The sequence below is a fragment of the Micromonospora eburnea genome, from assembly GCF_900090225.1.
Classification (GTDB): Bacteria; Actinomycetota; Actinomycetes; order Mycobacteriales; family Micromonosporaceae; genus Micromonospora; species Micromonospora eburnea.
Map to the genome: position 1 here is coordinate 4200830 of NZ_FMHY01000002.1, position 17939 is coordinate 4218768.

The 17939-nt window shown below is 71.9% G+C and carries 15 protein-coding genes; 9 read left to right on the forward strand and 6 right to left on the reverse strand.

Features of this window, described 5'->3' with window-relative positions; genetic code table 11:
- Positions 1-115: 115 nt before the first annotated feature.
- Complete coding sequence (locus GA0070604_RS18585; protein ID WP_141721331.1) at positions 116-2248, reverse strand: MMPL family transporter; 2133 nt, start codon at positions 2246-2248, stop codon at positions 116-118.
- A 291-nt stretch (positions 2249-2539) separates the two neighbouring features.
- Here GA0070604_RS18585 and GA0070604_RS18590 point away from each other — a divergent pair, with 291 nt between their 5' ends.
- The 4 genes from GA0070604_RS18590 (at position 2540) to GA0070604_RS18605 (ending at position 6161) form a co-directional block, all read left to right on the forward strand.
- Positions 2540-3784 carry a sensor histidine kinase gene (locus GA0070604_RS18590; RefSeq protein ID WP_091119718.1) on the forward strand — a complete coding sequence of 415 codons (1245 nt, stop codon included), beginning with the start codon at positions 2540-2542 and terminating at the stop codon, positions 3782-3784.
- On the forward strand, positions 3781-4479 hold the full coding sequence (locus GA0070604_RS18595; RefSeq protein WP_091119721.1) for a response regulator: 699 nt from the start codon (positions 3781-3783) through the stop codon (positions 4477-4479). The genes GA0070604_RS18590 and GA0070604_RS18595 overlap by 4 nt, the downstream gene beginning before the upstream one ends.
- 313 nt (positions 4480-4792) lie before the next feature.
- Complete coding sequence (locus GA0070604_RS18600) at positions 4793-5509, forward strand: SDR family NAD(P)-dependent oxidoreductase (protein ID WP_091119726.1); 717 nt, start codon at positions 4793-4795, stop codon at positions 5507-5509.
- Positions 5510-5588: 79 nt separating this feature from the next.
- Positions 5589-6161, forward strand: coding sequence for a histidine phosphatase family protein (locus GA0070604_RS18605; RefSeq protein WP_091119729.1), 573 nt, complete (start codon positions 5589-5591; stop codon positions 6159-6161).
- Here the strand turns inward: GA0070604_RS18605 and GA0070604_RS18610 are convergent.
- On the reverse strand, positions 6139-7167 hold the full coding sequence (locus GA0070604_RS18610) for a hypothetical protein (protein ID WP_244161986.1): 1029 nt from the start codon (positions 7165-7167) through the stop codon (positions 6139-6141). The genes GA0070604_RS18605 and GA0070604_RS18610 overlap by 23 nt on opposite strands.
- Positions 7168-7304: 137 nt before the next feature.
- On the opposite strand from GA0070604_RS18610, the gene GA0070604_RS18615 reads away from it, so the two are divergent.
- The 3 genes from GA0070604_RS18615 (at position 7305) to GA0070604_RS18625 (ending at position 9749) form a co-directional block, all read left to right on the forward strand.
- Positions 7305-8537, forward strand: a complete 1233-nt coding sequence (locus GA0070604_RS18615; RefSeq protein ID WP_091119732.1) for an MFS transporter — start codon at positions 7305-7307, stop codon at positions 8535-8537.
- Positions 8538-8642: 105 nt separating this feature from the next.
- Positions 8643-9128 carry a hypothetical protein gene (locus tag GA0070604_RS18620; protein WP_091119736.1) on the forward strand — a complete coding sequence of 162 codons (486 nt, stop codon included), beginning with the start codon at positions 8643-8645 and terminating at the stop codon, positions 9126-9128.
- A gap of 408 nt (positions 9129-9536) precedes the next feature.
- Positions 9537-9749, forward strand: coding sequence for an MbtH family protein (locus GA0070604_RS18625; RefSeq protein ID WP_091119740.1), 213 nt, complete (start codon positions 9537-9539; stop codon positions 9747-9749).
- An 87-nt stretch (positions 9750-9836) separates the two neighbouring features.
- Here GA0070604_RS18625 and GA0070604_RS18630 read toward each other — a convergent pair whose 3' ends face one another.
- Together GA0070604_RS18630 and GA0070604_RS18635 are read right to left on the reverse strand one after the other, a co-directional pair.
- On the reverse strand, positions 9837-11651 hold the full coding sequence (locus GA0070604_RS18630) for an ABC transporter ATP-binding protein (RefSeq protein WP_091119745.1): 1815 nt from the start codon (positions 11649-11651) through the stop codon (positions 9837-9839).
- Positions 11648-13339: an ABC transporter ATP-binding protein gene (locus GA0070604_RS18635; RefSeq protein ID WP_091119748.1), complete on the reverse strand. Its 1692-nt coding sequence runs from the start codon at positions 13337-13339 to the stop codon at positions 11648-11650. Before GA0070604_RS18635 ends, GA0070604_RS18630 begins: the two co-directional genes overlap by 4 nt.
- Before the next feature lie 198 nt (positions 13340-13537).
- Here GA0070604_RS18635 and GA0070604_RS18640 point away from each other — a divergent pair, with 198 nt between their 5' ends.
- The gene (locus tag GA0070604_RS18640; protein WP_091119750.1) at positions 13538-14194 is read left to right on the forward strand and encodes a DUF6766 family protein; all 657 of its coding nucleotides are present in this window, start codon (positions 13538-13540) and stop codon (positions 14192-14194) included.
- A gap of 298 nt (positions 14195-14492) precedes the next feature.
- Here the strand turns inward: GA0070604_RS18640 and GA0070604_RS18645 are convergent, their stop codons facing one another.
- Complete coding sequence (locus GA0070604_RS18645; RefSeq protein WP_091119754.1) at positions 14493-15914, reverse strand: MFS transporter; 1422 nt, start codon at positions 15912-15914, stop codon at positions 14493-14495.
- A gap of 189 nt (positions 15915-16103) precedes the next feature.
- On the opposite strand from GA0070604_RS18645, the gene GA0070604_RS18650 reads away from it, so the two are divergent.
- On the forward strand, positions 16104-16403 hold the full coding sequence (locus GA0070604_RS18650) for a glutaredoxin family protein (RefSeq protein ID WP_091119757.1): 300 nt from the start codon (positions 16104-16106) through the stop codon (positions 16401-16403).
- A 152-nt stretch (positions 16404-16555) separates the two neighbouring features.
- Here the strand turns inward: GA0070604_RS18650 and GA0070604_RS18655 are convergent, their stop codons facing one another.
- Positions 16556-17854 (reverse strand): MFS transporter, encoded by a 1299-nt coding sequence (locus GA0070604_RS18655; RefSeq protein WP_208602109.1) that lies wholly within the window; start codon positions 17852-17854, stop codon positions 16556-16558.
- Positions 17855-17939 lie beyond the last annotated feature (85 nt).

A 17939-nucleotide genomic window follows, 5' to 3' on the forward strand; every position in this document is an offset into this window, starting at 1 on the left:
GGTTGGTTCGGTCACCACAGGTGATTGTCGCGTCACCCGATGGCCGACGGCTCGTCGCGCTCGCCGCCGTACGGGCGGCGGCTACCCACGGGTGCCCGGCAGCCGCCGCCCTGCCTCATCGGGACGGGACCGGTTCCGCCTCTGTGACGGGACGCAGGTACGTGTCGGGCACTCCTTCGACGTGCAACTGGGGCAGACGCCGCTCAATGACGCGGGGAAGCCACCAGTTGCTGCGGCCGAGCAGGTGCATGACCGCCGGCACGAGCAGCATCCGGATGATGGTCGCGTCCACCAGGATGGCCGCGACCATGCCCACCCCGAAGACCTTGATGAAGACCTGGTCGCTCGGGACGAGCGCCGCGAAGACGACGATCATGATGGCCGCGGCGGCGGTGATCACCCGTCCGGTGCCGGCCAGTCCGGTGACGATGGCCCGGCTGTTGTCCCGGGTACGCACCCACGACTCCCGCACCCGGCTGATCAGGAAGACCTCGTAGTCCATGGAGAGGCCGAACAGCAGCGCGAACATGATGACCGGAACGAACGCGGCCAGTGGGGTCGCGTTGTCGATGCCGACCAGCCGGCCGGCCCAGCCGCCGTCGAGGAAGAAGGCCACCACCCCGTACGACGCCGCCACCGACAGCAGATTCATCACGGCGGCCGTGAGCGCGATGACGACGCTGCGGAACGCCACCAGCAGCAGGATCATCGACACGACGACGACACCACCGATGAGCAACGCGAGCCGGTCGGCGATCAACGTGTTGATGTCGATCACCGCCGCGGTCGAGCCGCCGACGTGCACCTCCGTGCTCGTGCCCCTGGTCGCGGCCGGGACCACGTCGTCGCGCAGGGTCTGGACGAGGTCCTCGGTGGCGGCCTCCTGCGGCCCGGTGGTGGGCACGACGGTGATCACCGCCGTGTCGCCGGCGGGATTGAGCCGTGGCGGCGACACCGCCGCGACTCCCGCCGTGCGGCCGAGCTCGGCCTGCAGCCGCTGGAGGGCCGCGTCGCCGTCGGCCGGCGACACCTCCGCCACGGCCAGCAACGGCCCGTTCTCGCCGGGGCCGAATCCCTCGGCCAACAGGTCGTACGCCCGCCGGTTCGACGTGCCCTCGGGGTCGTTGCCGGCGTCGGGAAGACCGAACTGTACGCCGAGGAACGGCGCGGCCAACACCAGCAACAGGGCGACACTCGCCCCGATGGCGAGCACGTTGTGCCGCCGCACCAGCCCGCTCCAGCGCGCCCAGCCGGCCGATGGCACCAGGTGGCCGTCGGCGGAGACCCCGGCGGCACGACGCCGTCCCAGCGGCAGTCGGAGCCGGTCGATCCGCGGTCCCAGGTAGCCCAGCAGCGCGGGGAACAGGGTGATCGCGGCGATCATCACGACCAGGGTCGCCACCATGGTGACGACGGCGGTGCCGTTCATGATGGACAGGCCCACCACGAAGAGTCCGGACATGCTCACCATGACGGTGCCACCGGCCACGAGGACCGACCGGCCGGCGGTGTCGAGCGTCGCCACGGTCGCCGTTTCGGGGTCGAGCCCCACCGCCCGCCACTCCCGGAAGCGGGTCACCAGCAGCAGCGCGTAGTCGATGCCCAGGGCGACGCCCAGCGCCATGCCGATGATGGGGGCGAAGTCGGGCACGTCCACCACGGCCGCCGCGACGCCGACCAGGCTGGCGCTCACCGCCAGCGCGCCGACCGCCATGGCCAGTGGCAGTCCGGCCGCCACCACCGACCCGAACATGATCAGCAAGATCACCGCGGCCGCGAGCAGGCCGATCATCTCGGACCCGGAGCGGTTCGCCTCGGCGACCTGCACGGCCCGTCCGCCGAGCGCGATCTCCAGCCCGTCGCGCTCGGCCGCCTCGGCGGCGGCCAGCATCCGTCCGGTGTCCTCGGCCGGCATGTCGTTGGGGTTGGTGACGTCGAGGTAGACGCGGGCGGCGAGCGTCCGGCCGTCCGGCGCGATGGTGCCCTTCGCGGAGTACGGATCCTCGACCGACGCCACGTGCGGCACGCGTCCCAGCTCAGCGAGCAGCCCGCTGACGCCACTGCGCACCTCGACGCTGGTGACGTCGTCCGCACGCACCACCACCCGCACCATCTCGCCGGACTGGGCCGGGAACCGCTCCGCCAGCAGGCGCTGTGCCTGCTCCGAATCGGAGCCCGGCGCGGCGGAGGCGTTCACGAACTCGCCCCCGAAAGCCGCCGACAGGCCGAAGGCGATGACGAGGCCCACGGCCCAGGCGATCAGTACCCGCCCCCGCCGGCGGAAGGCCAGGCCCCCGAGTCTGCCCAGCGGTCCCGGCCGTGGTGCGTCGGGTGAGCGTCGGTGAGCGTCGCGCGCGGCCCCGGCATCAGTCGTCGGGACCGTTGTTGGTTGAGTCACGGAAGTGATGGTCGCGTCGCCGGCTCGCGCACGCCTCGGTCAGCGGTCGTCAGCTCCTACGCAGATTTGCGTAGGTGGCCGGCACCCGGTCACGCCCGTCGTCGTAGCCGGCCACCCGGGCGCGGCAACTATCATCGCGCCATGAGACGCCGAGCGGTGCCGTTCCGCCTGCCTGCCCTGGCCCAGGACGTCCTGCTCGGGCTCTTCGTCGCCGTGATGCAGGTCCAGGGCACCCTCGCGAAACCCCCGGAGCCGGGATCCCGGGCGGTGAGCGACCTCGGGCACCTGGGAGTCGTCCTGCTGATCGTCAGTGGCCTGGCGCTGACCGTACGCCGCCGGTGGCCGATGCCGGTTTTCGTCACGGCCGCTCTGTCCAGCCTGGCGTACTTCGCCATCGGCTTCACGGACGGGCCCGGCTGGATCGGACTCTTCGTCGCCCTGTACACGCTGACCGCCTACGGCGACGGGCGCAGGTCGTTGCTGATCGCGTACGGCGGCATCGCCGTGCTGGCCACCGGCTGGCTCGTCGCCGCGGCCGACATCGAGCCGGCCGCCGCCGTCGGCTGGGTCTTCTTCCGGATCGCGGCGTCGGTCATGGCCGCCGCCCTGGGTGAGTCGGTCCGGTCCCGGCGGGTCATCGCGGCCGAGGCCCAGGAGCGCGCTCGACAGGCCGAACGGACCCGGGAGGAGGAGGCGCGCTCGCGGGTCGACGCCGAGCGGCTCCGGATCGCGCGCGAGGTCCACGACACCGTCGCGCACGCCATCGCGATCATCAACGTGCAGGCCGGCGTCACCGCGTACCTGCTCGACAAGCGGCCGGAACGGGCACGCGACGCGCTGGTGATCATTGAGCAGACGAGCGCGCAGGCGCTGCACGAGATGCGGGCGATCCTCGGGGTGCTGCGCTCCCCGGACAACGGGCGCGTGCCCCACCCCGGCCTGGACCAGATCAACGACCTCGCGGCGATGGCGCGCGAGGCGGGGCTCGACATCAAGGTCGAGGTGGGGTCGTCGGCGACGCCGCTGCCGAGCGCGGTGGACACCACCGCCTACCGGATCCTGCAAGAGGCGATCACCAACGTGATCCGCCACGTCGGCCCGACCCGGGTGACGGTCGCGCTCGACTACGGAACCGATGCCCTGGAGGTCCGGGTGGCCAACGAGGGCGGCCGGGACGCCTCGGGCGACGGTGCCTCGGTTCCGGACGCACTGGTCAAACAGCGGGCGGTGACGGGCGGCTCGGCCGAGCCGGGGCGGGGGATCCTCGGCATGCGTGAGCGCTGCGGGCTCCTGGGCGGCGAGCTGACCGCCGGGCCGCGCCCGCGCGGCGGGTTCGAGGTCCGGGCACGGCTGCCGCTGGTTCCGGCCGCGGCGGTGCGCCCGTGAACACGACGGCCACGTCCTCGTCGGGTGCCGCCCCGATCAAGGTGCTGCTCGCCGACGACCAGGTCCTGGTGCGGTCCGGGTTCAAGGGGCTGCTCGACGTCGAGGACGACATCATGGTGGTCGCGGAGGCCGCCAACGGCGTCGAGGCCGTGGAACGGGCCCGAGCCACCCGGCCCGACGTGGTGCTCATGGACATCCGGATGCCGGAGATGGACGGGATCAAGGCCACCGGCCAGATCGCCCGGACCCGTGGCCTCGAACAGGTCCGGGTCCTGATCCTGACCACGTACGACACCGACGCGTACGTCTTCGAGGCGCTTCAGGTCGGCGCGAGCGGCTTCCTGCTCAAGGACGCCGGGCCGGCCGAGCTGTTGCACGCCATCCGGGTGGTCGCCGCCGGGGAGGCGTTGCTCGCGCCGAGGATCACCCGACGCCTGATCGCCCAGTTCACCGCCGACCGGATCGCCACCCAGGCCGGGAAGGAACGGCTGAGCGTGCTGACGCAGCGCGAGCGTGAGGTGCTGGCCCTGGTGGGGCAGGGGCTGAGCAACGACGAGATCGGTGCCGAGCTGTTCCTCAGTCCGGCCACCGCCCGTACCCACGTCAGTCACGCGATGGCGAAGCTGGGTGCGCGCGACCGCGCACAACTGGTCGTCATCGCCTACCAGACCGGGTTGGTCAGCCCTCGGCCGTGACCGGCGTGAGGCGCGGGAGACACAGTGGGCCGTTCGGCCCACCGACTGCCAGCGCGGCGGCGAAAGGCGAACGGCGATCGCCGCCCAGGCCCGCTGCCATGCTCCGACGTCTGTCCGCTCCGGTGGCCTTCCTCGTCGTGTTGTCGTCAGCCGCTGCCTGCGGCCCGGCGCCGGCCACAGGTGACTCGAGCCGGATGTCGCGGAGGCGCGGCCGGAACGATCCGCGGGGCCGGGAGGTTCACCTTCCGGCCCCGTTCGGCGTACGGCCCGCGCCGCTTGACCTCAACCGGGGTTGAACTGTTCTCATCTCGCCGTGAGCTTCGAGGGGCTGCGGGTTGCCGTCACCGGTGCCGGACGCGACACTGGTCGCCTTCTGGCGCTGGCGTTCGCCGAGCGCGGCGCACACGTGTACGTCTCCGCCCGGAACCCGGGGGCGGCCGAGCGCACCGCAGAGTGGATCAGGCGACACGGACCGGGAACCGCCGAACCGCTCGTCTGCGATCTCGCTCGCCCCGACTCGGTGCGCGCGTTCGCCGCGACGCTGGCAGACCGTACAGACCACTTGGACGTGCTGGTGAACAACGGCGCCGGCTACGTTCACGGTGACGACCTCGGCGACGTCGAAGACGAGGCCATCATCGCCACCATCGGCGGCGCCGCGACCGGCACGGTGCTGCTGACCAAGCACCTGTTGCCGCTGCTGCGGGCCTCGGTACGACCGGACATCGTCAACCTGATCTCCACCTGCGGCGAGGTAGGCCACCGCCGCTCGAACGCCCACCCGGCCTTCTACGCCGCCAAGCACGCCCAGGCCGGATTCGCCGAGATCATCTCCCACCGTCTGCGGGCCGAGGGAATCCGGGTGATCTCCCTGTTCCCGCCGGACTTCGTGCAGGACGGTCCACGCGAGGCGACCGGCGAACTCACCGCACGATCGGTCGTGGAGTGCGTGCTGTTCGCGGTCGGCCAGCCACCGGACTGTTTCATCCGCGAGTTCCGCTTCGAGCAGGTGCGATCCCCTCGCTCCTGAGCCGGAGCGACGAGCTGGCTCGTGCCTCGATGATCTATCGTGCTCCCCGTCGTACCCCGGACCCGGAGGGTGGCTCACGATGGCTCGTACACAGCTGTACCTCGTCCGCCACGGCGAACAGGATCCGGCATCCGGTCACGCCTCGGACGGGGGCCTCTCGCAGCTCGGCCGCGAGCAGGCGGACCGGCTGGGCCGGCGGCTGCGTTCGGTGCCCTTCTCGGCGATCCACCACAGCCCGTTGGCCCGGGCGGCCCAGACCGCCGACATCGTTGCCGGTCATCTTCCGCAGGTGCCGCGACACGGCTGCGATTTCGTCGCGGACCGAACGCCGGTGCCCTCCGTCGGGCAACGCGGCCGGTACCCGGACCGGTGGCTCGACTGGCTCGACGGTGTGCCTGACGACGAACGCGACGAGGACGCGGCAGCCTTACAGGCCGCGGTCGCACACTTCGGTGTCACCGGCGACACCGACCGGCACGAACTGCTGATCACGCACAACTTCGTCATCGGCTGGTTCGTCCGCCACATGCTCGACGCCCCGCTGTGGCGGTGGATCGGCCTCAACCAGGCCAACTGCGCGATCACCATCGTGCAGTGGGATTCCGACCGGCCGCCGACCCTGGTCAGCTTCAACGACTCCGGGCACCTGTAGCAGTACGGCGGCTCCCGGTCGGAGGCTCGGCGAGTTTTCGCCGGTTGGCGTACCGGGCCGCGATGATCAGCAGACCGGGGACGGCGCCGAGCAACCAGATCGCGGCCGACGGCCAGTGGATCAGCGCGCCGACCGCACCTTTGATGTGTGGCACCTCCCCCACCAGGTAGGACGCCGCCTCGTCGTAGGAACGGCAGGTCAGCGAGTAGGTGCCGGAATCGGGAACGTCGAACCAGGCGACCCAGGCGTAGGAGGCGGCGTCGGAACCGTAGTCGCCAGGCGGGATCGTGACCAACTCCGCCGACCGGTCGGCCAGACCGACTCCGGCGACCCGGCAGTCCGGATTCCGCGGCGCGGGCCCCACCGCCAGGATCGCGTAGCGGCCCGCCGCCGGTAGGCGCAGAGTGCCCGGCTCACCGGGCACCCCGGCATTCGGCCCCACCCCGCCGTAGCCGATCACGTCGTACTGGCTGGTGCTGCCCTCGGCGCCCAGCTGTACCGCGAGCTGGGCGAAGAGGACACCCAGCACGGCGACGGCCCCGCCGATGAGATAACCATGCCGGCCCGCCGGCCGACCGGGGCGTACGCCGGCCAGCCCGATCAGGTGCCCGACCGCCGCCCCGCCGGCCGCCAGCAGCACGCCGGTGGACAGCACGCCCCACCAGTCCGCCGCGCCGTCCAACGGGATGACCCACCGGTAGACGGCCACGGAGAGCCCCAGGAACACTCCACTGATCAGCGTGGCCGCGACGGTCGCCGCCAGGAGGGCGGAGCAGGTACGACGCCGGCCGGTGTACCGGGTCCACCTCGCCGCCACCACGGCGGCGAGCACCGGCAGTGCTCCCATCGTCCACCAGAGCGCCGTCGACACGTTCTGGTGTTCCTCCCACCGGTGGCTGCCCTCGAAGAACACCAACGGGGCCGGCACGGTCATCGCGATCCAGGCCGCCAGCCACATCGGACCGGGAAACGCCCGCCGCGCCGTCCGCCAGGTAGCCTCGTCCACGCACCGATCATGCACGGGTCGGCCGGCACAGGCGAGCGCGCCGGCACCGGATCCATCCTCGCGGGACTCCTTCCACGGGAGGTACCCTCAGTCCGCTCCCACTGGAAGCTGGACCCGCCTGTGCGCGGAGTTGATGGATGACTGACGGCGGATATCGAAGCGCTCTCCGCGTACCCGAGTTTCGAGCCGTCTTCGCGGCGCACACCGTCGCGATGGCGGGCGCCGTGATGGCGAACTTCGCCCTCACGGTGCTGGTCTATACCAGAACCCGGTCACCGCTCCTGTCCGGAATCGTCTTCACCATCGTCCTTGCCCCGCACCTCATCGGCGGGACGTTCCTCTCGGCGCTGGTGGACCGCATTCCGGCTCGCCGGCTGCTCGTCGCCTGCAACCTGGTCTCCGCCGCGCTGGCCGCGACCATGGCGGCGCGCGGAATGCCCATCGCGGCCCTGCTGGTGCTGGCGCTCGCGCTCGGCATGGTGGAGACCGTCTTCATCGGCGCCCGGGCGGCGACGCTGCCGGACGTGCTGCCCGGCGCGGCGTACGTGCCGGGTCGCAGCCTGATGCGGATGGTCGCGCAGGGCGCGCAGACCGTCGGGTACGCGATCAGCGGTCTGCTCATGACCACGCTGGCCCCGGCCCAGGTGCTGCTGCTCAACGCCGGCTGCTTCGTCGCGTCGGCCCTCATCCTCCGGTTCGGCACCCGCAAGCGGGGGGTGCCGGGCCGCGGCTCCCAGCACTCGCTGCTGCGCGATTCCCTGTCCGGGCTCGGCCAGGTCATACGGGTGCCGGCGCTGCGGGACATCCTGGTCCTGGGCTGGGCGGTGCCGGCGCTGGCCGTGGTGCCCGAGGCGCTCGCCGTGCCGTACGCGGCGAGCTGGCAGGCCAGCCCCCTCGCTGCCGGCCTGCTGATGTCCTCGATCCCGGTCGGCACGTTGCTGGGTGAGATCGTCGCCAGCAACGCCTTGCCCGCCACCTGGCAGGTTCGGCTGATCTATCCGGCGGTCGTCGGCCTCTTCGTGCCGCTGCTGATCTTCGTCGCGCGTCCGGTGATCTGGTTGGCCGTCCTCGCGCTCTTCATCTCCGGCACGTTCTCCTGGTTCCACCTCGGACAGGATCGTCGGCTCCTGGACGCCGCCCCCGAGGACCTGCGGGGCCGGGCACTCAGCATCCAGTCAGCGGGACTGATGTTCTGGCAGGGCGTGGGTTTCGCGCTCGCCGGCGCCGCCGCCGAACTGCTGGCGCCGAGCCTGGTCATCTTCCTCGCGGCGGTGATCGGCATCGCGTTCGGCCTGTTCATCGCGGTGGGGTCCCGGCGCCGGGACGCGGGACCGAAACCCGTGCCGGACGTGGCGCACAGCGAGCGGTGACGCTCGGCGCGGCGATACGTCGCCACCGCGGACCGAGCCACCCTCATATAGACAACTATCGCTTAACATGGTGGCAACCCGGCCCGCACGCGAAAGGACGCGACGATGCGAACAGCTCGCCTCGCGGCTCCACTGGCCGCCCTGCTGGCAGTGGCAGCCAGTCCCGGCGTCGCCCACGCGGCAACGATCACCCAGCCGTTCCACGCCGACTCCGGCGACGCCTGCGCGTACGGCGTCACGGACGGCACCCTCGACTGGCGCTACGGCACCTCGCCGTTGCCGCTGTCCGGCGTCACCGTCAGCGGCACGCTCACCGACCAGCCGGTGCCCAGCGGCCCCGCCACCTGCCCCGACGACAGATACTTCAGCACCGCCACGTACATCGCCTACTCGGGCGCGGTGGAGGTCGACCGGCAGACCCAGGGAGCCGACAACAGCGTAACGAAGGTCTCGTTCACCCTGGGCGACAACAACTCCACGTCGAGGGGCATCGACCGGATCGTGATCCAGGTCTGCCGCAGCCCGATCATCACTCTCCCACCCAGCTACTGCGGCAAGCCGACGACCTACCTGGCCCCGCCTGTCGCCTGACCGCACACCGGCCGCATGTCCCCTCACCTCCGCACGAGGCGCCCCCACCCCGGGTGGGGGCGCTTCGGTTTTCGGTTCGCCCCGCGCTCCAGCCACCGCCGCCCACGGGCCAGATCGGCGCGCCACCCGACTCCCGGCGAGCCGACGTTCCGGAACCGCCCGCCCGAGGTGACCGTGCGCGCCGGCAGCAGGGCAACCATGACCGTCAATGGCGCCAACGTCACCGCGCGGAACGCCTCCTTCAACGGTGCGCTGCCCGCGAACGGCACGAACGCGGTTCCGGCCCCCATCACCTGCGGCGGCACATAGCGCGTCCTATCAGGATCGCCAAGGAAAATCAACGCTCGTTGTCGGGTGCACCATGGCGTAATTTTCTGCCTTGGCACAACCGGCGACAAGGAGATGGCGATGTCCGCAGACGACGGTGACCTTACCTACCGGGTCGTGGTGAACCACGAGGAGCAGTACTCGATCTGGGCCGCCGACCGCGAGTTGCCGGCGGGCTGGACCGCCACCGGCTTCGAGGGCGCCCGCGACGACTGCCTGGCCCACATCGGCGAGGTGTGGACGGACATGCGCCCCAAGAGCCTGCGCGAACGAATGGCCGCCGCGCAAGACTGATCCACCCGGTGCGGGGCGCGTCCGGCCCGGACCACTCGCAAGATCGCGCTCAACCCGTGAAGTGGCCTCTCAGGCGGTGGAAGGCCACTACTTCCGCGTTCGGGCCCGACCCTGGTGGCCGTCGCTGTCGCCCGCGTGCCAGGAGCGCCAGAGGGCGGCGTAGGCGCCGTCGGCGCGAACGAGGTCGTCGTGGCTACCGAGTTCGGTGATCCGGCCGTCCTCGATCACCGCCACCCGGTCGGCGTCGTGCGCGGTGTTGAGCCGGTGCGCGATGGCGATGACGGTACGCCCGGCGACCACGGCGGCGAGCGCCCGCTCGGTGCGCCGGGCCGTTGTCGGATCGAGCGCGGCGGTCGCCTCGTCGAGGATCAGCGTGTCCGGGTCGGCGAGCACGAGCCTTGCCAGCGCGAGCTGTTGGGCGTCGGCGGCAGCGAGTTCGCGGGCGCCGTCGCCGAGCTGCGTGTCGAGGCCGTCGGGCAGGTCGGCGTACCAGTCGGCGCCCACGGCGACCAGCGCGGAGCGCATCTGTTCGTCGCTCGCGCCGGGCGCGGCGAAGGCGAGATTGTCACGCAGCGAGCCGATGAAGACGTGGTGCTCCTGGGTGACGAGGGCGATCCGGCGGCGCCGCTCGGCCGGGTCCAGGTCGGTGATCGGGCGGCCACCCAGGCTCACCACACCCTCGCGCGGCGCGTCGATGCCGGCGAGCAGCCGGGCGAGGGTGGACTTCCCGGCCCCCGAAGGCCCGACGATGGCGAGACGTTCGCCGGAGCGCACCTCAAGGTCGATCCCGTGCAGCACGTCGTGACCGTCGGCGTACGAGAATCTCGCGCCGCGCACGACGAGTGGCTGACCGGACGGGGTGGCCGCCGTGCCGCGCGCCTGCGGTATCCCGATCGTGGCCGGGGTGACCGGCACAACGTCCGGCTCGGACTGCCGGCCGACACCGAGTACGCGGGCGAACGAGGCAAAGCCGCGTTGCGCCTGTTCCACCCACTGCAACAGCCGGTCCAGCGGATCGACCGCCTGCTGGAGATAGAGCGCGGCGGCGACGACCTCACCGAGCGTCACCACTCCCCTGGTCAGGAAGAATCCGCCGATGAGCAGCACCGCGGCGATCGGAAGCGCGTAGCTCGCCTCCACCACCGGGAAGAAGACCGACCGCAGGGCCAGGGTCGCCCGGCGGGCGGTCCACACCCGACCGATCCGCTGCGTGCCGTACGCGATGCGGTCGGCGTCGAGGCGGAGCGTCTCGACGGTGCGGGCGCCCTCGGCGGTCGTGGTCAGCGCCTCGGTCAGCTCGGCGGTCGCGGCCCCCTCGGCGAGGTACGCCGGCGTGGCACGACGCAGGTACCAGCGGGTGACCGCGAAGATCGACGGTAGCCCGGTCAGGGCGACCAGGCCGAGCAGCGGGTGCAGCAGGAAGATCGCGCCGAACAGGAGCGTCAACTGCGCCGAGGCGATGACGATGACGGGTACCACGTCCCGGACCGTGGTCCCGACGGTCGTCACGTCGACCGAGCTGCGGGTGGCGAGTTCCCCGGTGCCGGCGCGCTCGACGACGGAGACGGACAGGTCGAGGGCCCGCGAGACGAACTCCTCGCGCAGCCGGGCGACGGCACGCTCGCCGAATCGGTGACCGGCGTACTGGGCGTACCTGGCGAGCAGCCCCTGGGCCAGCACGCATCCGCCGATCGCGAGCGCGAGGAGGTCCACGGCGGCGACGCCGGCACCGGCGGCCACCTCGTCCACGATCCTGCCCAGCAGCCACGGTGCGGCGAGCCCGGCGACCGCGGCGGCGCTGTGCAGCACCAGCACGGTGGCGACCGCGCGCCGGTCCCGGGCGAGGAGGTCGCGCGCGGCCCGGCGGACCGCGGCCCGGTCCGCGACCGGCAGCCCGGTCACCGCAGCGCCCCGTCGATGTCGGCGGGCTCGCTGTCCCGGGCCACCAGCGCCCGGTAGCTCGGGTCCTGTTCGAGCAGCCCGAGGTGGGTGCCGGTGGCCACGATCCGGCCGTCACGCAGGTGCGCGACCGTGTCGGCGCACCCGAGCAGCAGCGGCGACGTCGTCAGCACCACCGTGGTCCGCCCGGCCCGCGCCGCCCCGAGTCGCCGCGCGATGCGCGCCTCGGTGTGCGCGTCCACCGCCGACGTCGGGTCGATGAGGAGCAGGACGTCCGGCTCGGCGAGCAGCGCCCGGGCGAGGCGGATGCGCTGACGCTGGCCGCCGGAGAGGGTACGGGCCCGGGTGCCGATCGGCGTGGCGAGCCCGTCCGGCAGGGCGTCGACGACGTCCTCGGCCGACGACGTACGCAGGGCCGCGCTGATGTCCGCGTCGGTGGTGCCCGCCCGGGTGCGCAGGATCTCCCGCAGCGTCCCGGCGAAGAGGTAGGAGTCGTGGTCGGCGACGAGGATCCGGGCCCGTACCTCGTCGAGCGCGATCCCGGCCAACGGCACGCCACCCCAGGTCACGTCGCTGACAACGAACCGCCCGAGGCGGTCGGCCAGGGCGCTGGCCTCGGCCGGGTCGTCGGCGGCGACGGCGATCAGCCGCCCGGCGGGCACCGCCAGCCCGGTGGTGGGATCGTGCAGTTCGGCGGGGTGGTCCGGCGCCGGCAGAGAGCCCGTCCCGTCGCCCGGCGACGCGACGTCGTCCGGGGTCAGGCTGAGCAGGGCGACGATCCGGCGGGCGGCGACCCGGCCCCGGATCATCTGGTAGCCGCCCTCGATCAGGAACCAGACCGGCACGACGAGGACCGCCGCATACCCGTAGACGGCGACCATCTGGCCGATCGTGATGTCGCCGGCCGCGGCCATCCGCGCCGCCAGCCAGACCACGGCGGCCAGGAAGAGGCCCGGGATCACGATCGTCAGCGCCTGGACCCAGCTGTTCACGGCGCCGACCCGGTATCCCTCGGCCAGCAGGTGCTGGGAACGCGCGGCGTACCGGCGGGCGAACAGCCCACGCCCACCGACCCCGGCGAGTACGCGCAGCCCGGCCACGATGTCCCCGGCGCGGGTGGTGAGGACGCCCTGCTGGTGCCGGTAGACCGACTCGACCCGTTCGAGGCGGCGCAGCAGCGGCCCGACGACCAACGCCACCGCGGGCACGCCGAGCAGCACGAACAGCGCGAGGAACGGGGAGACCGACCACAGTACGACGGCGACGAACGCGTACGCGAGGACCGCTCCGACGCCCGGCCCGGTCATGGTCAGCACCGCCGACGTGTGCGTGATGTCGGTGCCGCCGACGGTGGCCACCTCCCCGGCGGCGAGCCGGCGGGGCAGCACGGCGCCGATGCGGGAGAGCTGACGCAGCAGGACGGCCGCGGAGCGGGCCGAGGCGTCCTCCCGCACGAACGTCATCGTGCGGTGCCGCATGATGCCCAGGTACGCCAGACCCACCCCGGCGACGACGACGGCGATCGCCCACCACAGCAGCGCCCGGTGGTCGCGTGCGCGTAGCCCGTCGTCGATGGCGCGGGCGACGAGGTACGGCCGTACCGACAACCCGAGCATCCAGGCCGTGCCGATCAGGCTGCCGCGCAGCACCCGCCACGGCTGGCAGCGGACCAGCCACCAGATGTACCACATCGGACCCCTCGCATCCGGCACGCCAGGGTCGGGATGAGGGAGGCGCGGGGGCACGCGTCCAGGTTACCGACCGGCTCGCGACCCCCGGGGGACGCCGCGTCGGTCGCACGTCACCGCCGATCACCACGAGGCGGTTTCGCCCCGGTGTGCCCAGGGAACCTTTCCGCAGGTAGGCAGGCTGGAGGTAGGGAGGCACACATGCGCCGATGGCTTCGTGGGCATGCGTTGTCGATCGCGATGCTCGGCGCGTTCGTGATCTTCTGGGTCCTGCAGAGCGTGTTCGGTTGGCGAGTGCACAACGAGGAGCTGACCCTGTACGGCCGGCACGCGCTGTCGTATCTGGAGTACCTGCGTACCGGCCATCTGGCGGAGGCGACGTTCGAGAACTGGGAGTCGGAGTTTCTCCAGATGGGCGGGTACGTTCTGCTCACCGCGTACCTGGTGCAGCGGGGATCCTCGGAGTCCAAGCCGGAGCAGGGTGACCGGCCTGACGACCAGGTCGAGAACGCCACCTCCGGGTCACCCTGGCCCGTGCACGTCGGCGGTTGGGTGCTCACGGTCTACCGGAACAGCCTCTCCATCGCCCTCTTGATGATCTTCGCCGGGTCGTTCCTCGGGCACCTGTTCGGTGGCGTGGCGAACTACAACGAGGAGCAGCTGCTCCAGAGCGGGGCGGAGCCGATCAGTGCCTGGCAGTTCCTGGGCACCAGCGACTTCTGGTTCCAGTCCATGCAGAACTGGCAGAGCGAGTTTCTGGCCGTAGCCGCGCTGATCCTGCTCAGCATCGTCCTGCGCCAGCACGGCTCGCCCGAGTCGAAGCCGGTGACCTCCTCGCACGCCACCACGGGTGCCTGATCGGGTCGTGGCGAGCGCGGCGGCGGACCCCGGGCGGTGTTCTACCAGGCGTGGGTGCCGGCCGCCTGTTCGTCAGGCATGTTCGCGGCGGCGGTCCGGAGCGCGGCGACGCTCGCGGCCACCGCGGGGTGACCGCCTGCGCCTTTCCGGTACGCGATCCGGGTACGTCGTGTCGTTCCGGCCTCGCCGTCCCGCCACGAGCGGCGGGACGGCGAGGCCGGAACCGTGGCCCAGCGGTGTGGGGTCAACTTCGCGAAGCCAGGGGCGAGGCGGCCGACGCCCGATGGGCCCTGACTGGTCAGCCCGCACGCACCGGCTCGGGCTCGCTGGCCGGCTGCGGCTTCCCCGTACGCAGGGTGAGGCCGGCGATGAGGGCGCCGACGGCGGCGATGATTCCGGCGCCGACGAAGGCGGCGGAGTAGCCCTCGGTGAGCGCGGGCAGGTCGCCGAGCCGGTCGGCGCCGGCGGAGGCGGCGACCGCGGTCATGGCGGCCAGGCCGAGCGCCGAGCCGACCTGGTAGCTGGTGTTGACGATGCCGGAGGCGAGGCCGCCCTCCTCCGGGCGGGCGCTGGAGATGGCGGTGCCCAGTGACGGGATGAACGCCAGGGACATACCCAGCGCCGCGACCAGCGAGGCGGGCAGGACGTCCACGACGAAGCTGCCGTGGGGGCGGACCAGGGCGAGCCAGCCGAGTCCGATGGCGAGGACCGCGAGGCCGGTGACCACCATCGGCTTGGGCCCGAACCGGGCGATGGCCCGCGGCGCGAGGAAGATCATCCCGATCATGATGAGGATCGTCATCGGTAGCAGCGCGGCGCCGCTGGGGAAGGCGCTGTAGCCGAGGACCTGTTGCAGGTAGAGGTTGAGGAAGAACCACATCGGGATCCACGCCGCGCCGAGCAGCAGTTGGGCGATGTTCGCGGCGGCGAGGTTCGGGGCCCGGAAGATCGACAGCCGCATCAGCGGCTCCCGGCGGGCCGCCTGGACCGCGACGAATCCGGCCAGGGCGACGACGGCACCGGCCAGGACCAGCCAGGTCTGCCCGGAGGCCCAGCCGACCTCGGGGGCGCGGACGATGCCGTAGACGGCGGCGCCGAGCCCGACTGTGACGGTGAGCGCGCCGAGGACGTCCAACGAGCCACGGCGCGCGCCGCCGGCGGGCATCAGCGCCGGGGTGGCCGCGAGCGCGAGCACCGCGATCGGGATGTTGATGTAGAAGACCCAGGGCCAGCTGAGGTACTCGGTGATGACGCCGCCGAGGAATACCCCGGCGGTGCCACCGGCCGGCGCGGCCGCGCCGTAGAGGGCCAGCGCCTTGGTGAGTTCCCGAGGCTGGGCGCCGAAGAGCATCATCAACAGCGTCAACGCCGATGGGGCGATCAAGGCAGCCCCGGCGCCCTGCACGGCGCGGGCAGCCAGCTCGACGGCGACGCTGTCGGCGAGGCCGGCCGCCGCCGAGCCGACGAGAAGGACGGCCCAGCCGGTGGCGAACATCCGCCGGGCGCCGAACAGGTCGGACAGCCGGCCGCCGAGCAGCAGCAGGCCGCCGAACGCGACGACGTAGGCGTTGAAGACCCAGGACAGGTTCTGCGGCGAGAAGCCGAGGTCGGTCCGGATGCGAGGTAACGCGACACCGATGATCGAGGTGTCCATGATGACCATGAACTGGGCGAGGGCGATCAGCCCGAGAGCCCACCACCGCTTGGAACCGGAAGACATCGTAACCACTCCTTCAGCTACCCATAGGGGGTATGGGTTGTGTCGAATGTGTACCCCCCATGGGTATCCACTGTCAAGTGATCGCTCCCACCTGCCGCGTTCGGCGCGGCCACGTCGGGGGGCCTTGAGCCGAATACCCTTGCGGGGTATATTCACCCAACCGTCCTCGACTCACCTCAGGAAGCCGACATGACTGGCGACGCCGCCCCGCACCCAAACCCGGCCGAATCCGAGTTGGTGGTGTACGGCACCGGATGGTGCCCCGACGTCCACCGCAGCCGCGCACTGCTGGACGGCGCCGGGATCCCGTACCACTACGTGAACCTCGAGGAGGATTCCGCCGCGACGACGTTGGTCCGGCGGCTACAGAAAGGTGAGCGTCGGATTCCCACCCTGCTGTGGCCCGACGGCAGCTTCCTGGTGGAGCCCACGGATGATGAGCTGCGGACGCACCTGGCCAGGGGCGACATGGAGCCGCACGGCGACTGATCCGGGCTCGCCCGCTCAGTCAGCTCCCGGGCGTGGGGTTTCGTGTCCAGGGGGCCAGGCCTGGCCGGCCATGCGGAGGAACGCGTCCGCGCCGATCGTGATGGTGACGTCCGGGTTCTGGGCGGACACCGACGGTGATCGGCTGGGCAGGGCTAACGGCCCTCAAGGCGCTGGTGGGTCTCGTACATTCTGACGGCGACGATCAGCCCGGACGCGGCGGTGAGGGCGGCGACGGTCCAGACCGCCGCGCGTACCCCGAGGGCGTCGGCGACGACGCCGGCGAGCAGGGCGCCTACGGCGAACCCACCGTCACGCCAGAGCCGGTAGATGCCGACGGAGCGGGCCCGCCAGGCCGGATGGGCGACGTCTCCGATGGCGGCCAGCAGCGTCGGGTAGACCATGGCGGTGCCGGCGCCGAGCAGGGCCGCCGCGACCGCCCACATCCCGAAGGCATCGCCGAGGGCGATCAGCGCCAGGCCGACGGCCTGGACCCACATGCCGGCGGCGATCAACCACTTACGTCCCCACCGGTCGGACAGTGCACCGGTGAACAGTTGCGCGACGCCCCAGACTGCCGGGTAGAGCGCCGCCAGGACGCCGATGCGCCCGACGGAGAGCCCGGCGGCGGCGAAGAGCACGGGGAACAGTCCCCACGCGAGGCCGTCGTTGAGGTTGTTCACCAGTCCGGCCTGGCTCGCCGACGACAACGCGGGCTCGCGGAAGCTGGTCTGGGCGAACACCTGCCGGTTGCTCAGCTCGTGATGCAGGTGGTCGTGGCGGCCGTCGGCACGGGCGACGTGGTTGGCGGCTTCGAGGTGGGCGTGACCACGGGTCTCCCGCACCACGAACCGTGACAGGCCGAGCCCGAGCGCCGCGAACGCGACGCCGAGCAGGAACGGCGCCGGGCGCAGCCCGTACGCCTCGGCAAGGTATCCGGTGGCCAGGGCGGTCGCGGCGACCGCTCCGTAGCCGGCGGCCTCGTTGAGCCCCATCGCGAACCCACGCCGGGCCGGACCGACCAGGTCGATCTTCATGATCACCGTGGTGGACCAGGTCAGCCCCTGGCTGATGCCAAGCAGCACGTTGGCGGCGATGATCCATCCCCAGTTCGGCGCCCAGATCAGCAGCAGTGGTACCGGGACGGCGATCAACCAACCGGCGACCAGCACGGGTTTGCGGCCGTAGCGGTCGGACCAGGTGCCGGCGAAGTAGTTGGTGGCGGCCTTGGCCACACCGAAGACCAGGATGTACGTCAGTGCGGCGGTGTAGGCGCTGAGGTGGAACGTCCGCGTGGCGAGCAACGGCAGGACGGTACGTTCCTGCCCGAGCATCCCACCGACGAGCGCGTTGACCGCGACGAGCAGGATGAACTGCGCCGCGTTCTGGCGCAGGCCCAGAACGATGGGGCGGGCCGGGGCGGCCGGGGTGTTTCCCACGTTCGGGTTCGTCAACACATCTCCTCGTCAGATCGCCGTTCGGACCGGGACAGCCACCGGTGGGCGCCGCCGACCACGGCGGCGGGACGTGACGGCTGAG